Consider the following 20618-nt stretch of genomic DNA (forward strand, 5'->3'; position numbering starts at 1 on the left):
AAGTTAAGCCCTCCAGAGCCGATGGTACTCCGCGGGAAACCGCGTGGGAGAGTAGGTCGCTGCCGGATTCTTTTCTTGAAGCCCCTGTCGCCTTCCTGGCGCCAGGGGCTTTCTCTTTGCGGGCTTGTGGCCCCCGGCGCAGACGCACGCTTCTCGTGTATTGATCCGGCGGGATGCGAACGTACAGCCGCCTGGCTTTGAGGCTGGCCTGACCCTGCCTGCTTTTGCTTGAGTGGTGCTCCTTCCCCCTTCTCTGGACAGGAGCCTCTCGCATGCATCTGCTTCGAATCTACGCCGCCGGGCTGTTCGCGTTGGGGCTCCTGCTGGTTCCAGCTGAGTCCAGGGCGGACTCGGGCGTGCGGCTGGGCGTGGGGGCGGACTACTGGGTCGACACCAGCGCCGCCTTCAACTTCACGCTCGGCGTCGAAGGGCATGTCGCGGGCCCGCTCTTCGTGGGGGCCCGGTTCGGCGCGGTGCTCGTCACGGACGGCAACATCATTGGCGTTCCGTTGGACATCTCGCTGCGCGCGACGGTGGGCCGGACTGTCTACATCGAGGGGCTCGCGGGCCCCTGGATCATGTTCAAGGGTGACACCTTCAAGGCCCATGCGGCGTTTGGCTTTGGCCTCCAGGGCAAGGCCGCGAGCATTGGCGTCGAGGTCGGCTACCTCGACCCGAATCCCATCATCGGCTTGCGGCTGGGCTACAAGTTCTGAGGCCGGGCCTCAGTAGTGGGGGGGCCGCTCCTGGTGGCGGGCGTCCACCAGGCCCGGCTCGGCGTCCAGCTTGCGCTTGAGCTGGTCCAGCTCCATCCGGAGCGCGTCGATGACGCGCCCCTGCTGGTAGAGCACGTCGCTCAGCTCCTGCAGCAGCTCCTGCTGCTGCGTGTAGCGGATTTCCAGCTCGACCAGGCGCTTGTCTTCCATTGCCGTCTTCTCCGGTCGGGGAGCGTGCCCCATGAATACCCTCGAACACCTGCAGCGTGCCCGTGACCTGCTTGGGCGCGGCCAGCCCGAGCTGGCGGAGTCCGCGCTGAGTGACGCCATCGATGCGGCCGTGGCGGCGGAGGACCTGGTCCTCCTGACCCAGGCGCGCTTCGCGCTGGGGGAAATGCTCTTCCAGCAGGGCCGGGACGAAGAGGCAATCCCCTTCCTCCAGGCCGTGGTGCGCACCGAACGGGCGGATGGGTCCGTGGACGCGCCGGTCATCGCGGCCGCGCGGATGCTGCGCCAGATTCGAGGGCAGGAGCCGCGCTGAGCATCCCCTGCGCTTCAGGGCAGCCGGCACTGCTCCCGGATGGCGTCCATCCGCTGCGGGAAGCGTCGCTCCAGGTCCGTGCGCGTCTGACGGGCTCCCTCGAGCTTCCCCGCCTTCACCTGGAGGGTGCAGAGCGTGGCCAGCGCCCGGGTGTCGGACACGTTCAGGCGGTCCGCCTGGCGCAGGGCCGCCTCGGCGGCGTCCTGGTTCCCCAACTGGAACCAGACGATGCCCAACTGGAAGTGGCCTTCCGCGAGCTTCGGGTCCTTCTGCACCGCCTGCTGTAGGAGTCCCATGGCCTCGCGGTTGCGGCCTTCCTTGGTGAGCACCAGCCCCTGTTCCACCAGGAGCCGGGCCGCGGGAACCTTGCCCTCCAGGGAGGTGAAGACCTTCAGGGCCTCCTCGGGTCTTCCCACGCGGCTGAGCAGCCGGCCGTAGCGCATGCCGATGAGGGGCTCGCCCGGAGTGCGGCTGTAGGCCCGGGACAGGGCCGCCGTGGCGCCCTCGACGTCGCCCTTCTCCTCGCTCAGGTCCGCCCGGAGCAGCTCCGCCCTGGGGTCCGCGGGTGCCAGCTTCTGGGCCTTGCTCAGGGACTGCTCCACGCAGCGGGCCATCCGCTCCCGGTCACAGATGCGCGCGAGCAGGAGCTGGGTCTCCAGGGAGTTCGGGTCCCTGCGCTCGGCCTCCTCGGCCAGATCGTGCGCTTCCGCGGGGGCTCCTTCGCGCAGGAGCTCGGCTGCCTCGCGGAGGTCCGCCGCTGTCGCCTTGTCGTTGTGCTTCAGGGGCACCAGGAACCGCAGGCGGCCATCCACGTTCTCCGTGGCCCGGGCGATGGCCAGCTCCTGCTCGGGCATGTTGCGGGGCAGGAACAGGGGGATGACGTGAATGCCGAGCGCCACCCCGCAGACCCAGAGGACGCCCTTGATTCCCTGGTTCCAGCGCCGGCCGCTCCGCTCTCCGGGTTCTTTCGATGGGTCGCTCATGGGGCGTTTCTAGACGGCGCGCAGGTGGGGGCGCAGCCCCGAAGGGAGTTCCAGCTCGCAGCTCCAGCAGAGCTCGAAGTTGCCGGGGTTCTCCTCGCCACAACGTGGACAAATCACAGAGCGGCTGGCGGCTTCCTGGTTGGCCTGGAGCTCCGCGAGGACCTGGCGCGCCGCTTCCAGCTCCTGCGGCCACAGCCACAGCTCCACCCAGGCCTCGGTGCTGGGAATCTCTCCGCTCAGCGGGACCAGGGACTCGCCGCGGATGTCGACCGAGAGCCCGGCCGATTCCAGGGCGCCCGCCAGCATCCGTGCCTCTCCAACCGTGCGGTGCACGGAGAACTGCACGCGCTTCATGCTGCTTGTCTGTCAGAACCGGGCCGTCAGGGCAACCCGCCCCGGCCGCTCCCCTGCTGTACCCTGGCCGACGCGGCCCCCACGGCCCGTGCGGCTTCCCTCATTCCTCATGGCGGAGCTGGTACGGCAGGACCACGCGCGCGTGCTTCGTGGCGCGCGTGTGGAGCGCCGCCCTCAGCAGGGCGTCCAGCTCCGTGAGCAGGCGATCATACGGGCCTCTCTTCGCGGGCAAGCTGGTTCTTGGCGACGCTCGAGCGCGGCGTCTCCTCGTCCTCGAAGGCGAGGGGCACCGCCAGCACGTCCGGCCTACCGCCTGTCTGTGGGACGAGGGTGGCGGGCTCGGGTTGGTGCTAGCGGGATTCCAGCATGGGAGCCAGTCGGTGGAGATCCTCCTGTGTCAGGTCCTGCTTCACCATTGGCTGGTCTTGATGAGCCCGCAGTGGTGCTTGAGGCGTTCCACTCGCAGCGCCTGCGCTCCAGTGTTCGTCTGGCCGCTGCGCTCGTAGTCACCGTCTTCACGCACCGTGCCTTCTGGTGGCCATGAGCAGGCATTCGCCTCCTCCCAGTCAGCTCGCGCGGAGGCGCCGCCGGCACTCATCACCCGCGAAGGACAGCCCAAGCGACGGGTGCCGGACACTGTGCAGCGTCCCCTGGGCCCCTGCGTTTCCCGGTCGCGTCTCCCTACCGTCCGTTTCGTCCGGGCGCTCATGTCCGGACACAGGGAGGTCCCGGAACGATGAGCAAGCACAAGAACCCGAGCCCGAATGATCAGCGCTCCAACACGAAGAACCCCGAGCGCCCGGAGCACAAGTCCGCCCAGGACAACCGCTCCAACCAGATGAACCCGAACCATCCCCACAACCCGCAGAATCCTCCGTCACACATGCCTTCGCACGGCGGCGGCATGACGGGTGGGGACGGTTCCTCGAAGCGCTGAGCGCAGAGGGAGAGGCCGGCCGCGCGTTCCGGCCGGCCCCTCCGGGTGCAGGGGCCTAGCGGACGCGCGGCGAGCACTCGCCTTCACCGCGGTAGTGACCCACGGTGCGCACGAGCGCCGTCACGAAGTCGCGCAGCGTCCGGACGCTGCCCGCGCCTCCCGTGCCGTACTGGTCCGACGGCAGCGACGTGAGGTCCACGAGGCCCAGCTCATCAAGCGTGATCTCGCCGTCCGGGCCGACCACGCCCGCGCTGTCCGCCGCGGCGATGGCGTCGAAGCGCATCTTCGCGTCGGCCGACTGGAGGTCGTCGAAGAAGAGGTGGTCGCCGTGGATGGTGAGCTGCACTGTCTCCGTGCTGCCCTTGGGCACCGTCACGCCGTTGCCGATGTCCTCGTTCTCGCAGTGCTCGTAGAGGGTGTCGGTGGGGAAGCCCCAGTGGAAGCGCTTCGTCGCGGTGCCCTTGGTGGCTGTGCCCTCGACGTAGACGGACCAGCCTTCGGTGTTCATCCGCGTCACGTCCTCCGCGTCCGCGTTGCCAGCCGTCGCGTCCGTGGCGGGGGAGATGGCGTAGCTCACCTCGTCCCACTCCTCGGCGGCCAGGTCGTTGAACGTCGCGACGTTCATGGGGCCCGGACGGTGCACGTCGTACACCTTCACGGCCGTCTGTTCGGCGGCGGTCTCCCCTTCGTGGTTGGCGACCTTCACCTCGCCGAGCTTCACGAGGAACTTGTCGTACTTCACCGTCCAGCCGTCCTCGAAGGCGCTGGCGGGGATCTCCTTCTCGATGAAGTCCTCTCCGTACGTGGTGAACGTCACGTTGCCCTGACCCGACGAGCAGGCGACCAGGGCCAGGCAGGACACTCCCATCAGCCAATGTTGCTTCATTCCGCGGCTCCTTCCACCCACGTCACGACGTAGGCGCTGGTGTCTTCCACGCCGCGCACCAGCCCGTTCTGGGCCTGGCTGTCGGCGGGGAAGGTGGAAACGCCATCCGCGTCCGGAGGCGACGCGGTGGCGAAGTCGATGCGGTCCATCCATTTCCCCAGGTCCACCGCGATGCGCACGTGGCCTGCCTCCTGCTGGAGGTCTCGCTCGAAGCGCACGCCCTCGATGGCCTTGGGCAGGTCCACCGTCGCATCGAAGCGCACCGTGGCTCCGGACGTGTGGGTCGCGGTGCCGCGCACGTGGGCCTGGTGGCCTCCGAGCACGTTCCCTGGATCCGTGGCCGCCGTCGGCGTCACGAGCGTCAGCTCCAGCGAGCCATACGCGCCCGTGACGGCGTTGGCGTCACCCAGGTTGGCGCCCGCGAGCAGGTCCACCGTCTGGGCGTCCAGCACCTCTCCCAACGCGTCGCCGGGGACGTAGTGGCCCGGGTGCGCGTGCGCGGTGCCTCCGATGAGCGAGTACCAGTCGAAGCGCCGCGACAGCAGCACTCGACCCTCGAAGAACCGCACCGAGCCCACCGAGAGCCGCGCGGCCTCGGGGGTCACCGTCCAGCCGTAGGAGTTGGGCGCGGTGGGGGGCGTCGCCGTCATCGCCACGGCGAAGGTGCGGCGCTCCGCTTCCGTCTTGCCGCCGCAGCCCAGGCTCAGCAGGGTCGCGGTCAGCGCCAGCGCTCGGAGCGGGGCGGGGAGTGTGTTCATCACAGGTGGACCTCCAGGGTGAGCGAGGCCATGCGTGGCGACCCCGCGGTGAAATGTCTGGCTGGAACGAGGCTCGGCTGCGCCGCGGGGTCGAAGCGCGAGCTGTAGACGAACTCGCCGTCGCGCCAGCGCGTGTTGAGCAGGTTCTTCACGTCGAGCCGCAGCGCGAGCGCTCCCCGACGCAACGCGGCCTGCACGTCCGCGAGGAACACGGCGTGGCTGTATTCGTCGTAGGGCAGGGGCCTGGGCCCGATGAGCGTGAGGCCCGTGCCCAGCGACAGGAGGGAATCGATGGCGAGCAGCGGCTTCTCCCAGCCGATGTCCGCTCGGGCGACCAGTGGCGCGAAGTAGGGGAGCTTCGCGTCCGTCTTCGTCACCGTCGCGTTCGCCACCGTGGCGCTCAGCGCGGCGGTGACTCCTTCGAGCGGACGCGCCTGCAGGGCCGCGGAGATGCCCGTGCGCAGCGTCTCTCCCGTGAAGACGGTGGTGCCCACCGTGTGGTCGAAGAAGAAGTCGTCCGCGACCTGCGAGCCGAAGACGCTCGCCTGGACGGACAGGCGCTCTCCGTCCCTTCTCGTGCCCAGCTCCGCGCCGTGCACGTTCACGAAGGGGGCTTGTTCTCCCTCGGAGAGGCTTCGCGCCTGGGGGGAACGGAAGCCGTCTCCATAGCTGGCGAAGAGGGCCCAGGTGTCCGTGAGCGCGTATTCGATGCCGGCCTTCGCGCCCCAGTGCACCCCGAAGGCGCTGCGTGAGTAGCCCTGTCCGTCGTAGTAGCGCGGGTCCTGGAAGGCGAGCGCGTCGAACACCTCCACCCCCAGCGCGTCGGCGCGGCCTCCCAGCCGGAAGGCCCAGCGACCCACGGGGAGTCTCGCTTCGGCGTAACCCCAGACATCTGTCTGCGTGATGTCCGCGTCCACTTCCGCCGCGAAGAAGGTGCCGTCCGTCTCGCGGTAACGGCGCTGCGTCTGGTGGATGCCGTCACGCCGGCCCCCGAGGCCGAGCTCCAGCGCGACGGGCCGGTCGAAGAGGGTGACCTGGCGGCGGTGCTCCACGCGCAGCCCCAGCGTGGTGCCGTCGTTCGTCTGCTCCAGGCCGTCGCCCCGGTCGTCCACCCGGTAGCCGGTGAAGTTGTTGCGCAGGCGCAGGTCCGAGAGGATTCCGAAGCCTTCCAGGCGCGTGCGCGCGGTGCCCTCGCGGGGCAGGTCCACGCCGAGGAGCAGCTGGTGCCTGGAGGCCGTGCCGCCCTGACGGTCGAAGGAGCCGGAGTAGAAGGTGCTGCGACCGGCTTCCAGGTCGTCCTCGCGCACCACGCCGGGCGAGTCGAAGCGCGTGAAGTAGCTGCTTCCCAGGACGCGGGCGCTCAGGCCGTGGCCCAGGTCCATGTTCGCCTGGGCGAGGAGCGTGGCCCGGCCGTAGCCCCGCTGCGGGCCGAAGCCGTGGCTCTCTCCGAGTTCCGCCGCCGCGAAGGTGCCGGGGTCCTCGCCCGGCCGCACCGTCACGACGAGCCGGCGCGTGTTGAACTGCCCCAGCGTGCCGGCGAACTCCACGCCCTGCTCCCGGGCGCCCAGGTCCATGCGCACCGTTCCCGCGACCGCGAAGTCCCCCTGGAACGCGCGGTAGGAGCCCTCCGTCACCTCCAGCGATTGGACGAGCTCCGGGACGATGAAGTTGGTGTCCGCGTAGCCGAGCGCGTGGATGTGGCTCACCTCGTTCACCGGCAGGCCGCCGACGTTCAGCTCCACGTCCTGGCCGTGGAGCGCGTCGAAGCCCCGGAGGAAGAGCTGCTGCGCCTTGCCCTCGCCGCTGTGCTGCGAGGCCACCAGGCCCGGGACGATTCGCAGCACGTCCGTCGCGTTCGTGCGCGGCGCCGTGTCGAGGAGGTCCCGGCCGAGCGTGACCTCGGCGGCGCTCTGGGCTGGACGCGTGCCTCGCACCACCGTGGCACGCTGCTTCCCGGAGGACTCCGACGGCGGAGGGGGGGCGGTGGCCTCCTGCGGTGGTGGCTCGGCTCCAACCTGCCGCCGCACCTCGGGTTGCTGCTGTGACTCAGGTTGCTGCTGTGTCTGGGTGGCTTCTGTTGCCTCATGACGGGTGGCTTCCACGGGCGGCCCTCCCTGCGCGGTGGGCACGGTTGCGGAAAGACACGTCGAGAGCGTGGCGAACGCGATGAGCAACATGGTCACGGGAGCAACGGCACGAGCAGACGGCGACACGTCCCCAGCTCGCGTCGGGGCGCGCTCCAGGGCATGCGGATGGAAAGGCAGACGGTTTCAGGCCGAAGACACACGCTCACGCAGGCCCAGGTCTGGCCTGGGCCAGACGGTCCGCATGCTCGCGAATCATCCTTACGGAATTCCGAAGCGCGCTGACCGCGCTATGGGGCCTGCGGCATCGCCGCGGACCGCAATTGCTGGCCGGGTGACCACCCAGGCGCTCGTGCTGACTCCACCCTCCAGGAGACCCAGCGCGGCTTTGGCGGCACGAACACCGTCCAGCTCGCCGCCACCGCCAACAGGTGCTCCACCGAGCCCGTCAGGTGCTGGTGGCCATGGCCCTGCTTCTTTCCGGCCGGCTGGCCGTGCTCGGACTCCGGCGAGCAGCTGGACCTCGCGTCACCGCACGGGGTCCGGTGGACGTGGGTGCTGGCGCCGTGTTCGTGGCCGTGTGGACCCAGGCCTCCGCCGTGGCCCACCACCGCGTGCAGCACCGGCGCCACCGCGAGCCCGTACACCAGGACCCACAGTCCCAGGCACGCCAGGTCACGTCGGTCTCGGGGATCCCACACGGCGGTTCAGGGGCGGCGGAGCGTCCAGGACGGGAGAGGTGAGGCGGCTGCCTGCCTATCCGTCCTTCTCCCGACACGCAAGGCCGCCCCCGTCGCCCGCTGCCAGACAGTGCCCCGCCGCCCAGTCCCACGACCCCGTGGACCTCTTGACGCATCGCATCGGAATCCGCTGCGGCCACAGACTTCCCGTCATAGACTCCAGGCGTGCGTTCTGAATCCGCGGCCCTTCGTTCCCTGCCTGCCTCCACCGAGGTTCCCGCTCCGCCCTCGCGCGCCGACCGCCTGCGCGCGCTGGGGACCGAGTCCTTCGACCTGCTCGTCATCGGCGGCGGGGTGACGGGCTCGGGCGCGGCCCGGGACGCGGCGCTGCGCGGCCTGAAGGTGGCGCTGGTGGAGCGCGAGGACTTCGCCAGCGGGACGTCCAGCCGCTCGTCGCGCCTCATCCACGGCGGCCTGCGCTACCTGGAGCACGGCCACCTGGGGCTCGTCTTCGAGTCGAGCATCGAGCGGCGCCGCCTGCTCCACCTGGCGCCCCACCTGGTGCGCCCGCTGGCCTTCATCTGGCCCGTGTACGAGGGGGCCCGGGTGCCTCGCTGGAAGCTCAACGCGGGCCTGATGCTGTACGACGCCCTGTCCCTCTTCCGGAACGTGAAGGCCTACCAGCGCCTGTCGCTCAAGCAGGTGGTGGAGGCCGAGCCCGGCATCCGCTCCGAGGGGCTCAAGGGCGGCGCGCGCTACTACGACGCGGCCACCGACGATGCCCGCCTCACGCTGGCCAACGCGCTGGGCGCGAGCGAGGCCGGCGCGGTGGTGCTCAACCACGCCTCCGTGAAGCGGCTGGTGCTGGAGGACGGCAAGGCGAAGGGCGCGGTGGTGGTGGATCACCTCACCGGCCTGGAGCACACCGTGCACGCTCGCGCCGTCGTCAACGCGACCGGCCCCTGGAGCGATGAGATCCGCCAGCTGGATTCGCAGCAGGCTCGCACGGGCCCCGCGGTGCGCGGCAGCAAGGGCGTGCACATCGCCGTGCCCCGGACGCGGCTGAACATCACGGACGCGCTCACGCTCCTGTCCCCCGTGGATGGCCGGGTGATGTTCATCCTGCCCGCGGACGCGTTCACGCTCATCGGCACGACGGAGACGGCCACCCGCGCCCACCCGGCCGAGGTGCGCGCGAGCGAGGCGGACGTGGCCTACCTGCTCTCCTCCGCCAACGCCTTCTTCCCCGACGCGAACCTCACGCGCGAGGACATGGTCAGCGCCTGGGCCGGCATCCGCCCGCTGGCCGCGAGCGGCTACCACGGCAACAGCGACGCGGGCAGCGCCAGCCGCGAGCACGCCATCGACGTGAGCCCGTCCGGCGTGCTCGCCATCAGCGGCGGCAAGCTCACCACCTTCCGGGTCATGGCCCGCGACGTGGTCAACGCCGTGGAGCGCCACCTGGCCCTTCCGCACAAGAAGCCCGTCACCCACGAGCAGCCCCTGCCGGGCGGCGACATCCTCAAGCTGGACGCGGAGCTCGCGGCGGCGAAGCAGGAGGTGGGCGGCGCGGCCACGGGCGAGCACCTGGTGCGCGCCTACGGCAGCCGCTGGCGCGCGGTGTGGGCGCTCACGCGCGAGACGCCCGCGCTGGCCGAGCCGCTCGTGGACGGCATGCCGTACCGCCGCGCCGAGGCCGCGTGGGGCGTGACCCACGAGATGGTCCAGACGCTGGCCGACCTGCTCATCCGCCGCCTCAAGGTCGCGTTCGAGACGCGCGACCAGGGGCGCGCCGCCGCCGTCCGCGCCGCGGAGGTGATGGCGCCGCTGCTGGGCTGGGACGCGGCGGAGACCGAGCGTCAGCTGGCCACCTATGCCGCGGATGCGCAGCGCATCTTCGGCGTGGATCGCTCCGACGCCTGACCGCTCGCGGGGGAGGAGACGGACCCGGTGCGTCATGGCCCCGGATGCTGGACCGTGAACGGGCGCGCGCCCCGAGCGTTGGGCGCCTCACGTTGGTCCAGCACCGGACGTCCGTCGGGCGCACGACAGCCGCCCGAGCAGTCGTCCTACGTCCATGCTTAAATCGTCGTGGGAACGGGGAGCAGGGTCGACCCGTTCTTCCCGGCCCTCTTTCGGGGGCGACTCACGGCGCGGTATTCCACAGTGGCCGGACGAAGGAGATGCACCCCATGAAGCGTTGGCTTTGGCTTGGGCTCGGGTTGTCCGGACTGGTGGCGAGCGGCTGTGGAAGCGATCCCGACCCCATCGTCGTCCCACAGGCGTGTCCGGGGACCTCGGAGATGTCGCTGCCCTCGACCTCGACGGCGGCCTCCGCGCTGAGCCCGGACACGGCGGACGGGGTGATCATCACCTTCAAGCCGCAGGTGAGCGCGAGCGCGCTGGCGGTCTCGGCGGACATCGCGGCGGCGGTGGAGCGCGAGGGCGGCACGGTGAAGCGCCGCATCCCGAACATGAACGTGGTGTCCGCCCGGCTGTCGCCGGCGGCCATCGAGGCGCTGAAGCTCCGGCCGGACGTGGTCTCCGTGACGCCCAACCGCCGCGTGCATGCGATGGGGCTGCCCACGCCTCCGCCGCTCGCGTCGTGGCAGGGCGCGTTCAGCACGCAGGGGTCGGTGGGCGAGTACACGGAGGGGCTGAAGCTGATCCAGGCCCCGCAGGTGTGGGACGCGAACAACGACGGCACCCTCGACCCCGGCGCGCCCACGGGCGAGGGCGTGAAGGTGTGCGTCATCGACAGCGGCTGGGACAGCAAGCACCCGGAGCTGAAGGCGGCGTTCCTCAAGGGCAAGGACTTCGTCGACAACGATGACGACCCGTCCGACCAGACCGAGTCCCAGGGCGTGATCACCTTGGGCGGCGGCCACGGCACGCACGTGTCCGCCACCATCCTGGCGCAGCTCGGCGCGGGCTCCGGCGGACGCGTGGCCCCCGGGGCGGATCCGAACGGCGTGGTGGGCGTGGCGCCGGGCGCGTCGCTGCTCGTCGCGCGCGTGCTGGACACGGGCGGCGGCGGCAGCACGGACGACGTCATCGCGGCGGTGGAGTGGTGCCACGAGCAGGGGGCGCGGATCGCCTCGCTGTCGCTGGGCGCGCCGGACTCGTCCGCCGTCGAGCAGACCATGTTCGAGAAGGTCTGGGAGAACGGCAACGGCATGCTGTCCATCGCGGCCAGCGGCAACGACGGCAAGCGCGGCATCTCCTATCCGGCCGGGTACCTGCCGTCGGTGATGGCGGTGGGCGCGGTGGACATGCAGGGCGAGTACGCGCCCTTCTCGCAGTACGGCCAGGAGCTGTCCGTGGTGGGCCCGGGCGTGAACGTGCTGAGCGCCACGGTGCTGGGGGCGGCGTCGCTGTCCTCGGTGACCGCGCCGTCGCAGCCCATGACCTCGTCGCCGCTCACGTACACGGCGCAGGGCACGTACACGGGCAAGCTGGTCAACTGCGGCCTGGGCGCGGACCGCGCGGCGTGCGGCTCATCCGCCACCTGCGAGGGCTTCGTCGCCTACGTGGACCGCGGCGACCTGTTCTTCGAGGAGAAGGCGCGCAACGTCATCCAGGCCGGCGCGCGCGCGGTCATCATCGGCAACAACGTGGAGGATGACGGCGACGGCACCTTCACGCTGGGCTCCGCGAACGAGCACTGGGTGCCCACGGTGTCGGTGTCCATGGCGTCCGGGGCGGCCCTCAAGAAGCTGGTGGGCCAGGACGTGACGGTGTCCATCACCGGCCTGGACTACCAGCGCGAGTCCGGCACCTCCATGGCCACCCCGCACGTGTCGGGCGTCGCGGCGCTGGTGTTCAGCGCCCGTCCGGACCTGACCGCCGCGCACGTGCGCGCGGTGCTGGAGAAGACGGCGCTGGACGACAAGACGACGCCGGGCAAGGACGAGAAGTATGGCTATGGCCTGGTGCAGGCGGCCAAGGCCGTGGACCTGGCGCGCACGCTGCCCCAGGGCGGCGGTCCGCTCCCGCTGCCGTAGCGACCGCGTCCGCGTCCGCGTGTCACCGACGCCCTCGCGTCCCCTTTCGTGGGACCGGGGGCGTCTCCTTTTCCCGGGCAGGCGCCGCGTCGTGGGTTGGCGATGCGGGCGGGGGGGCGGGCGCCGGGCTTCCAGGGCGGTGGCTCTGGCGATGCGCGCACGCACCTTCCCGGAAGGGAGGCGCGCGGCGCATGAAGCGAGACACCTGGCTGGCAATGGGAATCGCGGGCGTGGCCTGCCTGCTGATGTGCGCCGGGGCGCAGTCCGGCGGCATGGAGGATGACGCGGCGTCCGAGGCGACTCCCGCTCCCGCGGCCGCGCAGCCGGCTTCTCCGCGGGCTCCAGCAACCCCAGCGGCTCCGGTGGCGACGCCCGCGCAGCAGTCAGGGACGGGCGGCTCCGGGGCGAACACGCCGGGCACGTCCGGCACGGCGCCCGCGCAGGGCACAGCCGGCACGGCGCCAACGCAGGGCACAGCCGGCACGGCGCCCGCGCAGGGCACGTCCAGCGCGGCGCCCGCGCAGGGCACGTCCGGCACGGCGCCCGCGCAGGTCCCCTCTCCACAGGATGCGAACCCAGGGGAGCGCCCCACCTCGGAGCCGAACAGCCCCCGCGCGGAGCCCAACCCGGAGGGGCGCACGACGCCTCCCAACCCGGATGCGAACGCGGGCACCGGAGGCACGGGCGCGGGGGCTCCCGCGGCCCCGCCTCCCTCCCCTGGCGCTCCGCAAGGCGTCGCGGTGGTGGATGCCATCTACCGGGGCACGGTGGAGTCGGTCTCTCCCAAGGAGGTTGTCATCGACAACGAGGGCACGCGCCTGCCCCTGGAGATCAGCACCCAGACACGCATCATCCGCGAGGGGGAGAACATCCGCGCGACGCAGCTCAAGGAGGGGGAGCGCGTGCGCGCCACCGTCAACCTGGTGGGCCGCAGCCACACGCGGGAGATCGCCGTGCTGACCGGCGCCGAGGCTCGCCGCGACGCCGAGACCCGGCGCCGGTGACGTCAGCCGCATGGCTCCGTCCGCGTCTCCCCGGCGGAGGTTTCCACGATGACGGTCTACGACCGATACCGAACCCTGTTGCACAAGCTCGCCCTCGTTCGCGCCCGCGCGCCAGGAGGGGACTCGCCCGAGGCGGACGCGCTGCTCGACGCGATGGACGAGGTCTGGGACGCGCTGTCCGACGGCGAGCGCGCCGCCATGGAGCGCGAACGCGCCCGGCTGGCCCTGGCGCTCGACTCGCGCGCCGTGTCCGCGTGAGGGGGCGCGTCACTCCCGCACGGAGCCCATGGGCGCGCCCGTGGGCCCCTGGGGAACCCGCGGCGGGTCGGGCCGGGACGGCGGCAGCCCCCGACGCTGGCGCTGGCGCCACACCGCCCGCGAGTAGTCCACCACCGACGCCAGCGACAGCAGCGCGACGAGCGCGACGAGCGGCCTCACCAGCGGCGGGTAGAGCAGCACGCACAGCAACACCGCGAGCTGCAACGCGGTGACGACCTTGCCCAGCATCCGAGCCTTGAGCTCGACGGCGCGCATGTCCGGCCGCAGCCTCGCGACGATGAAGCCGATGGCCGTGCCGAGGTCGCGCAGGAGCAGCAGCGTCAGCTCCACCGGGTCGATGAGGCCGTCCAGCAGACACACGATGAAGGCCGTCACCATGAAGGCGCGATCCGCCACCGGGTCGATGAGCGCCCCCAGCCGCGTGGCCAGCCCCCGGTGCCGGGCAATCCAGCCGTCCAGGAAGTCCGTCGCCGCCGCCAGCACCACCAGGAAGGCCCGCATGCGCAGGTCCGACACCGCGATGAACGCCGCTGCGAGCGGCAGTCGCGAGAGGGACAGCGTATTGAGCAGCACGAGGCTTGCCCGACGGTGCATGGCCTTCAAAAGGTAGTGCTCGGCCCCTGGCGCGCACCTGCCCGTCATGGCGAGCGTCCGGCGAAGAACTCCTCGGCGCCCTCGCGGAGCCGCGCCCGGCCATGGACCCTGGGACCCTCGTGTGGTGTCCCAGGTCCTGTCCGGGACGCTTGCCCGGCCTGCCTGCCCCTGGAGTCCGCCCCGTGAACGCGTTGGGACCCATCCGTGCCCTGCTGGCCCTGGCCACCCTGTCCGCCGTCGCGCTGCCCCTGGCGAGCTGCGAAGCGGCCGGCCGGGTGAAGGTCGCGCCTCGCGCCCCCTCGGCGGAGGAGCGGACGCGCTACCCGTGGCTCACCGCCTCCGCCCGGGTGCGCTCGCTGGAGGAGACCTTCGTCCCTCCCGAGGGCTACACGCGCGTGCCCCTGGAGGCGGGCTCCTTCGGCGCCTGGCTGCGCGGACTGCCCCTGCGCCCCGAGGGCACCCCCGTGCTCGACTTCCAGGGCCGGCCGGTGCTGGCGGCCTCCGACGCCCGGCTCGCGGCGGTGGCGGAGCTGGACGTGGGCGCCGCGAACCTCCAGCAGTGCGCGGACTCCATCCTGCGCCTGCACGCCGAGTGGCGCTGGGCGTCCGGCCACCCGGAGCGCATCGCGTACCGCTTCACCAGCGGCCACCTGGCGTCCTGGCCCCGGTACGCGGCCGGGGAGCGGGCGCGCGTCTCGGGCTCGAAGGTGACGTGGGTGCCGGGCAGCGCGGCGGCGGACAGCTCGCGGGCGGCCTTCCGGAACTACCTGGACCTGCTCTTCACCTACGCGGGCACCCTGTCGATTCAAGCGGAGGGCGCCCGTCCCACGCGGGAGCAGCTGCGCCCCGGGGACTTCTTCGTCCTGGGGGGCAGCCCCGGCCACACGGTGCTCGTGCTGGACGTGGCCACCAACGCGAAGGGCGAGCGGGTGGCGCTGGTGGGCCAGGGCTTCACCCCCGCGCAGGACTTCCACATCCTGAAGGGAAAGGACGGGCCCTGGTTTCCGCTGGAGGGAGAGGACCTGGCGACGCCCTTCTGGGCGCCCTTCCCCATGTCGTCCCTGCGCCGCCTGCCGTCACCCTGAGGGGACATGGAGCACCCTGGGAGTGCGGCCTCACGGGCGCTCTCCTGGCGTGTCCCCGGGCGGGCGAAGAGGCGGGCGATGAGAGGGCTTCCAGGGTTCTGCTGGAATCATGGTGGAGGAGGAGGCAGGTTGCGCTGCGGAGTGTTGTCCTGCAATCAACAGGGACGCACCGAAGCCGGGCCCGTCCTCCCCCGACGTGCCTGACAGCCTAAAGGGAAAAGGAGCCTGTTCCCCCGAGCCTCCACCATGTCCTCCGCCGCCGTGTCCCGGCCCACGTCCTCCCCCAGGGCCAGCATCCTCATCGTCGACGACACGCCCGGGCACATCCTGGCGTTGGAGGGCATCCTCGCGCCGCTGGGGCAGCGGTTGGTGCGAGCGGCCTCCGGACGCGAGGCCCTGCGGCGCGTGCTGGACGAGGACTTCGCCGCCGTCCTGATGGACATGAACCTGGGCGACATGACGGGCGTGGAGGTGCTGGGCCTCCTGCGTGAGCGCGAGCGCAACCGGCGCACGCCCGTGCTGCTGATGACCGCGGGCGACGGTGATGAGAAGGAGTGGCTGGCGGCGTACGCGCACGGCGCGGTGGACTACCTGCGCAAGCCGCTGCGGCCCGAGATCCTGCTGGCGAAGGTGTCGATGTTCGTGGAGCTGCACCTGGCGCACGAGGCCGTGCAGCGGCGCGAGGAGGCGCTGCGCGTGCGCGAGCGCGACGCCCTGGAGGCCGTCCACCGCGAGCGGCTGCACGCGTTCTTCATGCAGGCCCCGGTGGGCATCTCCATCACGCGCGGGCCGGACTTCGTCTTCGAGCTGGCGAACCCCTACTACGAGCTGCTGGTGGGACGGCGGGTGACGCCGGGCCAGGCGTTGCTGGAGGCGTTCCCGGAGCTGGCCGCGCAGCCGGAGGTGCTGGAGGTGCTGCGCGGGGTGGTGCGCACGAAGCAGCCCTTCGTGCGGCCGGAGTTCGAGGTGCGGCTGGAGCGCGACGGCCAGCTGGACTCCGTCTTCTTCAACGTCATCTACCACCCCATGGTGGAGCTGGACGGCACCGCGTCCGGCGTCATCACCCTGGCCGCCGACGTGACGGAGTTCGTGCGCGCGCGCCGGCACACGGAGGCGCTCACGCAGGACCTGCGGCGGCAGCAGGCCGCGCTGGCGGACAGCGAGCAGCGCCTGCGCCTGGCGCTGACGGCCACCCAGCTGGGCACCTTCGACATGGACGTGGTGACCCGCGGGCTCAAGTGGGACGCGCGCTGCAAGGCGCTCTTCGGCCTGCCGCCCGACGCGGAGCCGTCCTACGACCTGTTCCTCGCGGGCGTGCACCCGGAGGACCGGGACGCCGTGCAGCGCGCGGTGGCGCTCAGCTGGGACCCCGGCGGCAGGGGCGACTACGACGTGGCCTACCGCATCGTGGGGCTGAAGGACGGCGTGGAGCGCTGGGTGCGCGCCACGGGCCGCACGCACTTCCAGGACGGCAAGCCGGTGCGCTTCGTGGGCACCGTGCAGGACATCACCGCGCGCAAGCGCGCCGACGCGGAGCGGGCCCGGCTGATGGCGGGCGAGCTGCGCCGCACCGAGCAGCTCCGCGGCCTGTCGCGCGCGAGCCTGGCGCTCAACGCCGCCGGCAGCGTGCCGGCCATCCTGGAGCTGGTGACGCTCAAGGCGCGCAAGCTGATTGGCGCGAGCCAGTCCTTCGTGCAGGTGGCGGACGGCGGTGACACCCCGCCGCTCGCCGCGCTGTCGGCGGCGGGGCAGGAGCCGACCGCGCCGGGCGCCGCCCAGGTGCCGGTGGACGAGCGCGGCCTCTTCGCCCGGGTGTGCCGGGAGAACCGGCCGCTGCGCCTGACGCGCGAGGAGCTGCGCCGGCACGCGGCCTACACGGAGGCGCCCCCCGCGCCGCCGCCCGCGCTGCCCCTGAAGGGCTTCCTCGCGGTGCCGCTGGTGGGGCACGACGGCCGCAACCTGGGCCTGGTGCAGGTGTCCGACAAGGTGGAGGGCGACTTCGACGCGGAGGACGAGGCGGTCGCCGTGCAGCTGGCGCAGATGGCCAGCGTGGCGCTGGAGAACGCGCGCCTGTACGAGACGGCGCAGGCGGAGCGGCGCAACCTGTTCGCGGTGCTCAAGCAGCTGCCCGCCGCCATCACCGTGCTGCGCGGGCCGGACCTGGTCTTCGAGATGGCCAACGACCTGCGCCTGAAGCTCACCGGCTCGCGGCCGCTCCTGGGGCTGCCCGTGCGCCAGGCGCTGCCGGAGCTGAAGGACCAGGAGCAGCTTGTCCAACTGGAGCGGGTCTACCGCACCGGCGAGATCTACCATGGCCACGAGGTGCCCATGCTCCTGGGCCGCGACGTGGGGCAGGCGGCGCCCGAGGGCTACTTCAACCTCACCTTCCAGCCGCTGCGCAACGCGGAGGGCAAGGTGGACGGCGTCGTCGCCGTGTCCTGGGAGGTGACGGAGCAGGTCCTCGCGCGCCGGCGCATCGAGGCGCTGGCCGCGGAGCTGAAGGATCGCGAGCAGCAGTTCCGCACGCTGGCGGACTCCATCCCGCAGCTGGCGTGGATGGCGGAGCCGGACGGGCGCCTCTTCTGGTTCAACCAGCGCTGGTACGACTACACCGGGACGTCGCCCTCGCAGGTGGACCAGAAGGACTGGAACGAGCTGCTCGACCCGGAGGACGCCGGGCGCGTGCTGGAGCACTTCAGCGCGGCCCTGCGCGAGGGGAAGCTGTGGGAGGACCAGTTCCGCCTGCGCCGCGCGGACGGCAGCTACCGCTGGTTCCTGTCGCGCGCCATGCCCGTGCGGGACGGCGAGGGGCGGATCGCGCGCTGGTTCGGCACCAACACGGACATCGACGACGAGCGCCGCACGCTGGAGAGCCTCAAGCGGGCGGAGGAGGAGATCCGCCACCTCAACACCGGCCTGGAGAAGCGCGTGCGCGAGCGCACCGCCCAGTTGCAGGAGGCGAACAAGGAGCTGGAGTCCTTCAGCTACTCCGTGTCACACGACCTGCGCGCGCCCCTGCGCCACATCACCGGCTTCGCGCAGCTCCTGGAGCGGCGAGCGGGGGCGAGGCTGGACGACGTGTCGCGCGGCTACCTCTCCACCATCGCGGGCGCGGCGAAGCAGGGCGGCACGCTGGTGGACGACCTGCTGGCGTTCAGCCGCATGGGCCGGGCGGAGCTGCGCCAGTCGCGGGTGGACCTGCGCCAGCTGGTGGAGGAGGCCCGCCACGACCTGATGCCGGAGGCGGCCGAGCGGAAGGTCGAGTGGCGGGTGGGAGAACTGCCCACGGTGGAGGGTGACGCCGCGCTCCTGCGGCAGGTCATCCACAACCTGCTGGCGAACGCGCTGAAGTATACCCGCCCCAAGCCGGAGGCCCTCATCGAGGTGGGGGCCCGCGAGACGGAGAGCGAGGTCGCGGTGTGGGTGCGCGACAACGGCGTGGGCTTCGAGATGCAGTACGTGGACAAGCTGTTCGGCGTCTTCCAGCGCCTGCACACGGCCGAGGAGTTCGAGGGCACCGGCATCGGGCTCGCGAACGTGCGGCGCATCGTGTCGCGCCATGGGGGACGGACCTGGGCGGAGGGCGCCGTGGGGCAGGGCGCGACCTTCACCTTCACCCTGCCCCGCGCTTCTCCGCTGGAGAAGAAAGTCGAGACGCACGCGTGATCGAGCTCAAGCGAATCCTGCTGGTGGAAGACAGCGCCAACGACGTGGCGCTCACGCTGGCGGCGCTGGAAGAGGTGCACCTGGCCAACGAGGTGGTGGTGGTGCGCGACGGGCAGCAGGCGCTGGACTACCTCTTCCGCCAGGGGGAGTTCGCGGACCGGCGCGACGGCCACCCGGCGGTGGTGCTGCTGGACCTGAAGCTGCCGAAGGTGGACGGGCTGGAGGTGCTGGAGAAGGTGAAGGGCGCTCCGGAGCTGAAGGCGGTGCCGGTGGTGATGCTCACCTCGTCGCGCGAGGAGCGGGACCTGGCGCGCAGCTACGGCCTGGGGGTGAACGCCTACGTGGTGAAGCCGGTGGCCTTCCCGGACTTCGTGTCCGCGCTGCGCGAGCTGGGGCTGTTCTGGGCGGTGGTGAACCAGCCGCCGCCGGGTTCCTCGGGCGCGTTCGGAGCCCCGAAGTGAGCGGACGCGGCGGAGCCGCGCCGGACCTGACGCCCCTGCCGTCGACGGAGCGGCCCCTGTCCATCCTCTTGCTGGAGGACAGCCCGCTGGACGCGCAGCTGGTGGCCGCGCAGTTGGAGGAGGGCGGGTTGCCCTCGACGCTGGAGTGCGTGCAGGGGCGGGCGGCCTTCGTCGCGGCGTTGGAGAAGGGGCGGTTCGACCTCATCCTGTCCGACTACAACGTGCCGGGCTTCGACGGGATGAGCGCGCTGGAGGCGGCGCAGGCCGTGTGTCCGGACACGCCGTTCCTCTTCGTGTCCGGCGCGCTGGGCGAGGACCGCGCCATCGAGCTGCTCAAGCGCGGCGCCACGGACTACGTGCTGAAGGACCGGCTGGAGCGGCTGGGCCCCAGCGTGCGGCGGGCGCTGCGCGAGGCGGAAGAGGTGCGGCTGCGCAAGCGCACGGAGGAGGCGCTGCGCCGCTCCGAGGAGCGCTACCAGCTGGTGGCGCACGCGAGCTTCGACGCCATCTGGGACCTGGACCTCCAGACGGACGCGATGCACTGGATTGGCGACGCGACGGAGGAGGTCTTCGGCTTCCCCCTGGAAGAGGTGGGCTCGGACGGAGGGTGGTGGCGCCGGCACATCCACGGCGAGGACCGCGAGCGGGTGCTGGCGGGCCTGCGGCGCGTGTTCGACTCGGACGAGGACCGGTGGCAGGACGAGTACCGCGTGCTGCGCAAGGACGGGGGGTACGCGTACGTGGCGGCGCAGGGCTCCATCTTGCGGGGGGTGAGCGGGAAGGCGCGGCGCATCGTGGGCGCCATGCGCGACATCACGGAGTCGCGGCGCGTGGAGGAGGAGCGGCAGCGGCTGGTGCACGAGGCCCAGGCGCGGGTGGAGTTCGAGCAGCAGCTCATTGGCATCGTGAGCCACGACCTGCGCAACCCGCTGGGCGCCATCCTCACCGGCGCGTCGCTGATGCTGCGGCGCGACGACATCGAGCCGTGGCACGCGAAGGCGGCGGCGCGCATCCTGTCCGCGGCGGAGCGGGCCACGCGGATGATCCGCGACCTGCTGGACTTCACGCAGGCGCGCATGGGCGGCGGCATCCCGGTGCGGCCGGCGCCGTGCGACTTCCACGCGCTCATGTTGCAGGTGGTGGAGGAGGCGCGCACGGCGCACCCGGAGCGCACCCTCCACCTGGAGCAGGTGGGGGACGGGAAGGGGGCGTGGGACTCGGACCGGATGGCGCAGGTGCTGTCCAACATCCTGGGCAACGCGCTGAAGTACAGCCCGGAGGAGACGCCGGTGCGCGTGGAGAGCCGGGGGGAGCCGGGCGCGGTCGTGGTGAGCGTGCGCAACGGGGGTGACCCGATTCCCCCGGAGATGCTGCCGCGCATCTTCGAGCCGCTCCAGCGCGGGACGATGTCGGGGCGCTCCGAGCGCAGCATCGGGCTGGGGCTCTACATCGTGCGGCAGCTGGTGCTGGCGCACGGCGGGACGGTGGAGGCGCGCTCCTCCGCGGCGGAGGGCACGGTGTTCACCGTGCGCCTGCCGCGGGTTCCGCCGAGGGAGCCGGCCGCGCCGGCGTCGGAGTAGGGCGCG

The 20618-nt window shown here is 71.8% G+C and carries 20 protein-coding genes; 11 read left to right on the forward strand and 9 right to left on the reverse strand.

The annotated features are described in order from the left end of the window. Window positions 1-272 precede the first annotated feature (272 nt). Window positions 273-716 (forward strand): hypothetical protein, encoded by a 444-nt coding sequence (locus U8525_RS28925; RefSeq protein ID WP_374269933.1) that lies wholly within the window; start codon window positions 273-275, stop codon window positions 714-716. A gap of 9 nt (window positions 717-725) precedes the next feature. Here the strand turns inward: U8525_RS28925 and U8525_RS28930 are convergent, their stop codons facing one another. After that, on the reverse strand, window positions 726-926 hold the full coding sequence (locus tag U8525_RS28930; protein WP_374269934.1) for a SlyX family protein: 201 nt from the start codon (window positions 924-926) through the stop codon (window positions 726-728). Between the two features lie 31 nt (window positions 927-957). Here U8525_RS28930 and U8525_RS28935 point away from each other — a divergent pair, with 31 nt between their 5' ends. Then, window positions 958-1257: a tetratricopeptide repeat protein gene (locus U8525_RS28935; protein WP_374269935.1), complete on the forward strand. Its 300-nt coding sequence runs from the start codon at window positions 958-960 to the stop codon at window positions 1255-1257. A gap of 14 nt (window positions 1258-1271) precedes the next feature. On the opposite strand, the gene U8525_RS28940 is transcribed toward U8525_RS28935, so the two are convergent. From U8525_RS28940 to U8525_RS28950, 3 genes are all read right to left on the reverse strand, one after another. Further along, complete coding sequence (locus tag U8525_RS28940) at window positions 1272-2240, reverse strand: tetratricopeptide repeat protein (protein WP_374269936.1); 969 nt, start codon at window positions 2238-2240, stop codon at window positions 1272-1274. Between the two features lie 9 nt (window positions 2241-2249). Then, complete coding sequence (locus U8525_RS28945; protein ID WP_374269937.1) at window positions 2250-2594, reverse strand: hypothetical protein; 345 nt, start codon at window positions 2592-2594, stop codon at window positions 2250-2252. Between the two features lie 100 nt (window positions 2595-2694). Next, complete coding sequence (locus tag U8525_RS28950; RefSeq protein ID WP_374269938.1) at window positions 2695-2826, reverse strand: hypothetical protein; 132 nt, start codon at window positions 2824-2826, stop codon at window positions 2695-2697. Between the two features lie 504 nt (window positions 2827-3330). Between U8525_RS28950 and U8525_RS28955 the strand changes: the two genes are divergently transcribed. Beyond that, window positions 3331-3531, forward strand: coding sequence for a hypothetical protein (locus tag U8525_RS28955; protein ID WP_374269939.1), 201 nt, complete (start codon window positions 3331-3333; stop codon window positions 3529-3531). 55 nt (window positions 3532-3586) lie between these two features. On the opposite strand, the gene U8525_RS28960 is transcribed toward U8525_RS28955, so the two are convergent. From U8525_RS28960 to U8525_RS28975, 4 genes are all read right to left on the reverse strand, one after another. Beyond that, window positions 3587-4417 (reverse strand): hypothetical protein, encoded by an 831-nt coding sequence (locus U8525_RS28960; protein ID WP_374269940.1) that lies wholly within the window; start codon window positions 4415-4417, stop codon window positions 3587-3589. Further along, entirely contained in the window at window positions 4414-5175 is a 762-nt protein-coding gene (locus U8525_RS28965; protein ID WP_374269941.1) for a hypothetical protein, read from the reverse strand. Before U8525_RS28965 ends, U8525_RS28960 begins: the two co-directional genes overlap by 4 nt. Further along, on the reverse strand, window positions 5175-7352 hold the full coding sequence (locus U8525_RS28970; RefSeq protein WP_374270001.1) for a TonB-dependent receptor: 2178 nt from the start codon (window positions 7350-7352) through the stop codon (window positions 5175-5177). The genes U8525_RS28965 and U8525_RS28970 overlap by 1 nt, the downstream gene beginning before the upstream one ends. Window positions 7353-7549: 197 nt before the next feature. Further along, window positions 7550-7960 carry a hypothetical protein gene (locus tag U8525_RS28975; protein ID WP_374269943.1) on the reverse strand — a complete coding sequence of 137 codons (411 nt, stop codon included), beginning with the start codon at window positions 7958-7960 and terminating at the stop codon, window positions 7550-7552. Window positions 7961-8164: 204 nt separating this feature from the next. On the opposite strand from U8525_RS28975, the gene glpD reads away from it, so the two are divergent. The 4 genes from glpD (at window position 8165) to U8525_RS28995 (ending at window position 13205) form a co-directional block, all read left to right on the forward strand. Further along, on the forward strand, window positions 8165-9862 hold the full coding sequence (glpD, locus tag U8525_RS28980) for a glycerol-3-phosphate dehydrogenase (RefSeq protein WP_374269944.1): 1698 nt from the start codon (window positions 8165-8167) through the stop codon (window positions 9860-9862). 269 nt (window positions 9863-10131) lie between these two features. Then, entirely contained in the window at window positions 10132-11943 is a 1812-nt protein-coding gene (locus U8525_RS28985; RefSeq protein ID WP_374269945.1) for a S8 family serine peptidase, read from the forward strand. 191 nt (window positions 11944-12134) lie between these two features. Continuing rightward, on the forward strand, window positions 12135-12947 hold the full coding sequence (locus tag U8525_RS28990) for a hypothetical protein (RefSeq protein ID WP_374269946.1): 813 nt from the start codon (window positions 12135-12137) through the stop codon (window positions 12945-12947). A gap of 48 nt (window positions 12948-12995) precedes the next feature. Then, window positions 12996-13205: a hypothetical protein gene (locus U8525_RS28995; RefSeq protein ID WP_374269947.1), complete on the forward strand. Its 210-nt coding sequence runs from the start codon at window positions 12996-12998 to the stop codon at window positions 13203-13205. 9 nt (window positions 13206-13214) lie between these two features. On the opposite strand, the gene U8525_RS29000 is transcribed toward U8525_RS28995, so the two are convergent. After that, window positions 13215-13820, reverse strand: a complete 606-nt coding sequence (locus U8525_RS29000; RefSeq protein WP_374269948.1) for a CDP-alcohol phosphatidyltransferase family protein — start codon at window positions 13818-13820, stop codon at window positions 13215-13217. Window positions 13821-14011: 191 nt separating this feature from the next. On the opposite strand from U8525_RS29000, the gene U8525_RS29005 reads away from it, so the two are divergent. From U8525_RS29005 to U8525_RS29020, 4 genes are all read left to right on the forward strand, one after another. Further along, window positions 14012-14905, forward strand: coding sequence for a DUF4846 domain-containing protein (locus tag U8525_RS29005; protein WP_374270002.1), 894 nt, complete (start codon window positions 14012-14014; stop codon window positions 14903-14905). 246 nt (window positions 14906-15151) lie between these two features. Continuing rightward, window positions 15152-18571: a PAS domain-containing protein gene (locus tag U8525_RS29010; protein ID WP_374269949.1), complete on the forward strand. Its 3420-nt coding sequence runs from the start codon at window positions 15152-15154 to the stop codon at window positions 18569-18571. After that, complete coding sequence (locus tag U8525_RS29015) at window positions 18568-19032, forward strand: response regulator (RefSeq protein ID WP_374269950.1); 465 nt, start codon at window positions 18568-18570, stop codon at window positions 19030-19032. The genes U8525_RS29010 and U8525_RS29015 overlap by 4 nt, the downstream gene beginning before the upstream one ends. Then, entirely contained in the window at window positions 19029-20612 is a 1584-nt protein-coding gene (locus U8525_RS29020) for an ATP-binding protein (RefSeq protein ID WP_374269951.1), read from the forward strand. Before U8525_RS29015 ends, U8525_RS29020 begins: the two co-directional genes overlap by 4 nt. Window positions 20613-20618 lie beyond the last annotated feature (6 nt).

Origin of the sequence: Corallococcus sp. RDP092CA, assembly GCF_041903675.1 — a bacterium.
Classification (GTDB): domain Bacteria; phylum Myxococcota; class Myxococcia; order Myxococcales; family Myxococcaceae; genus Corallococcus.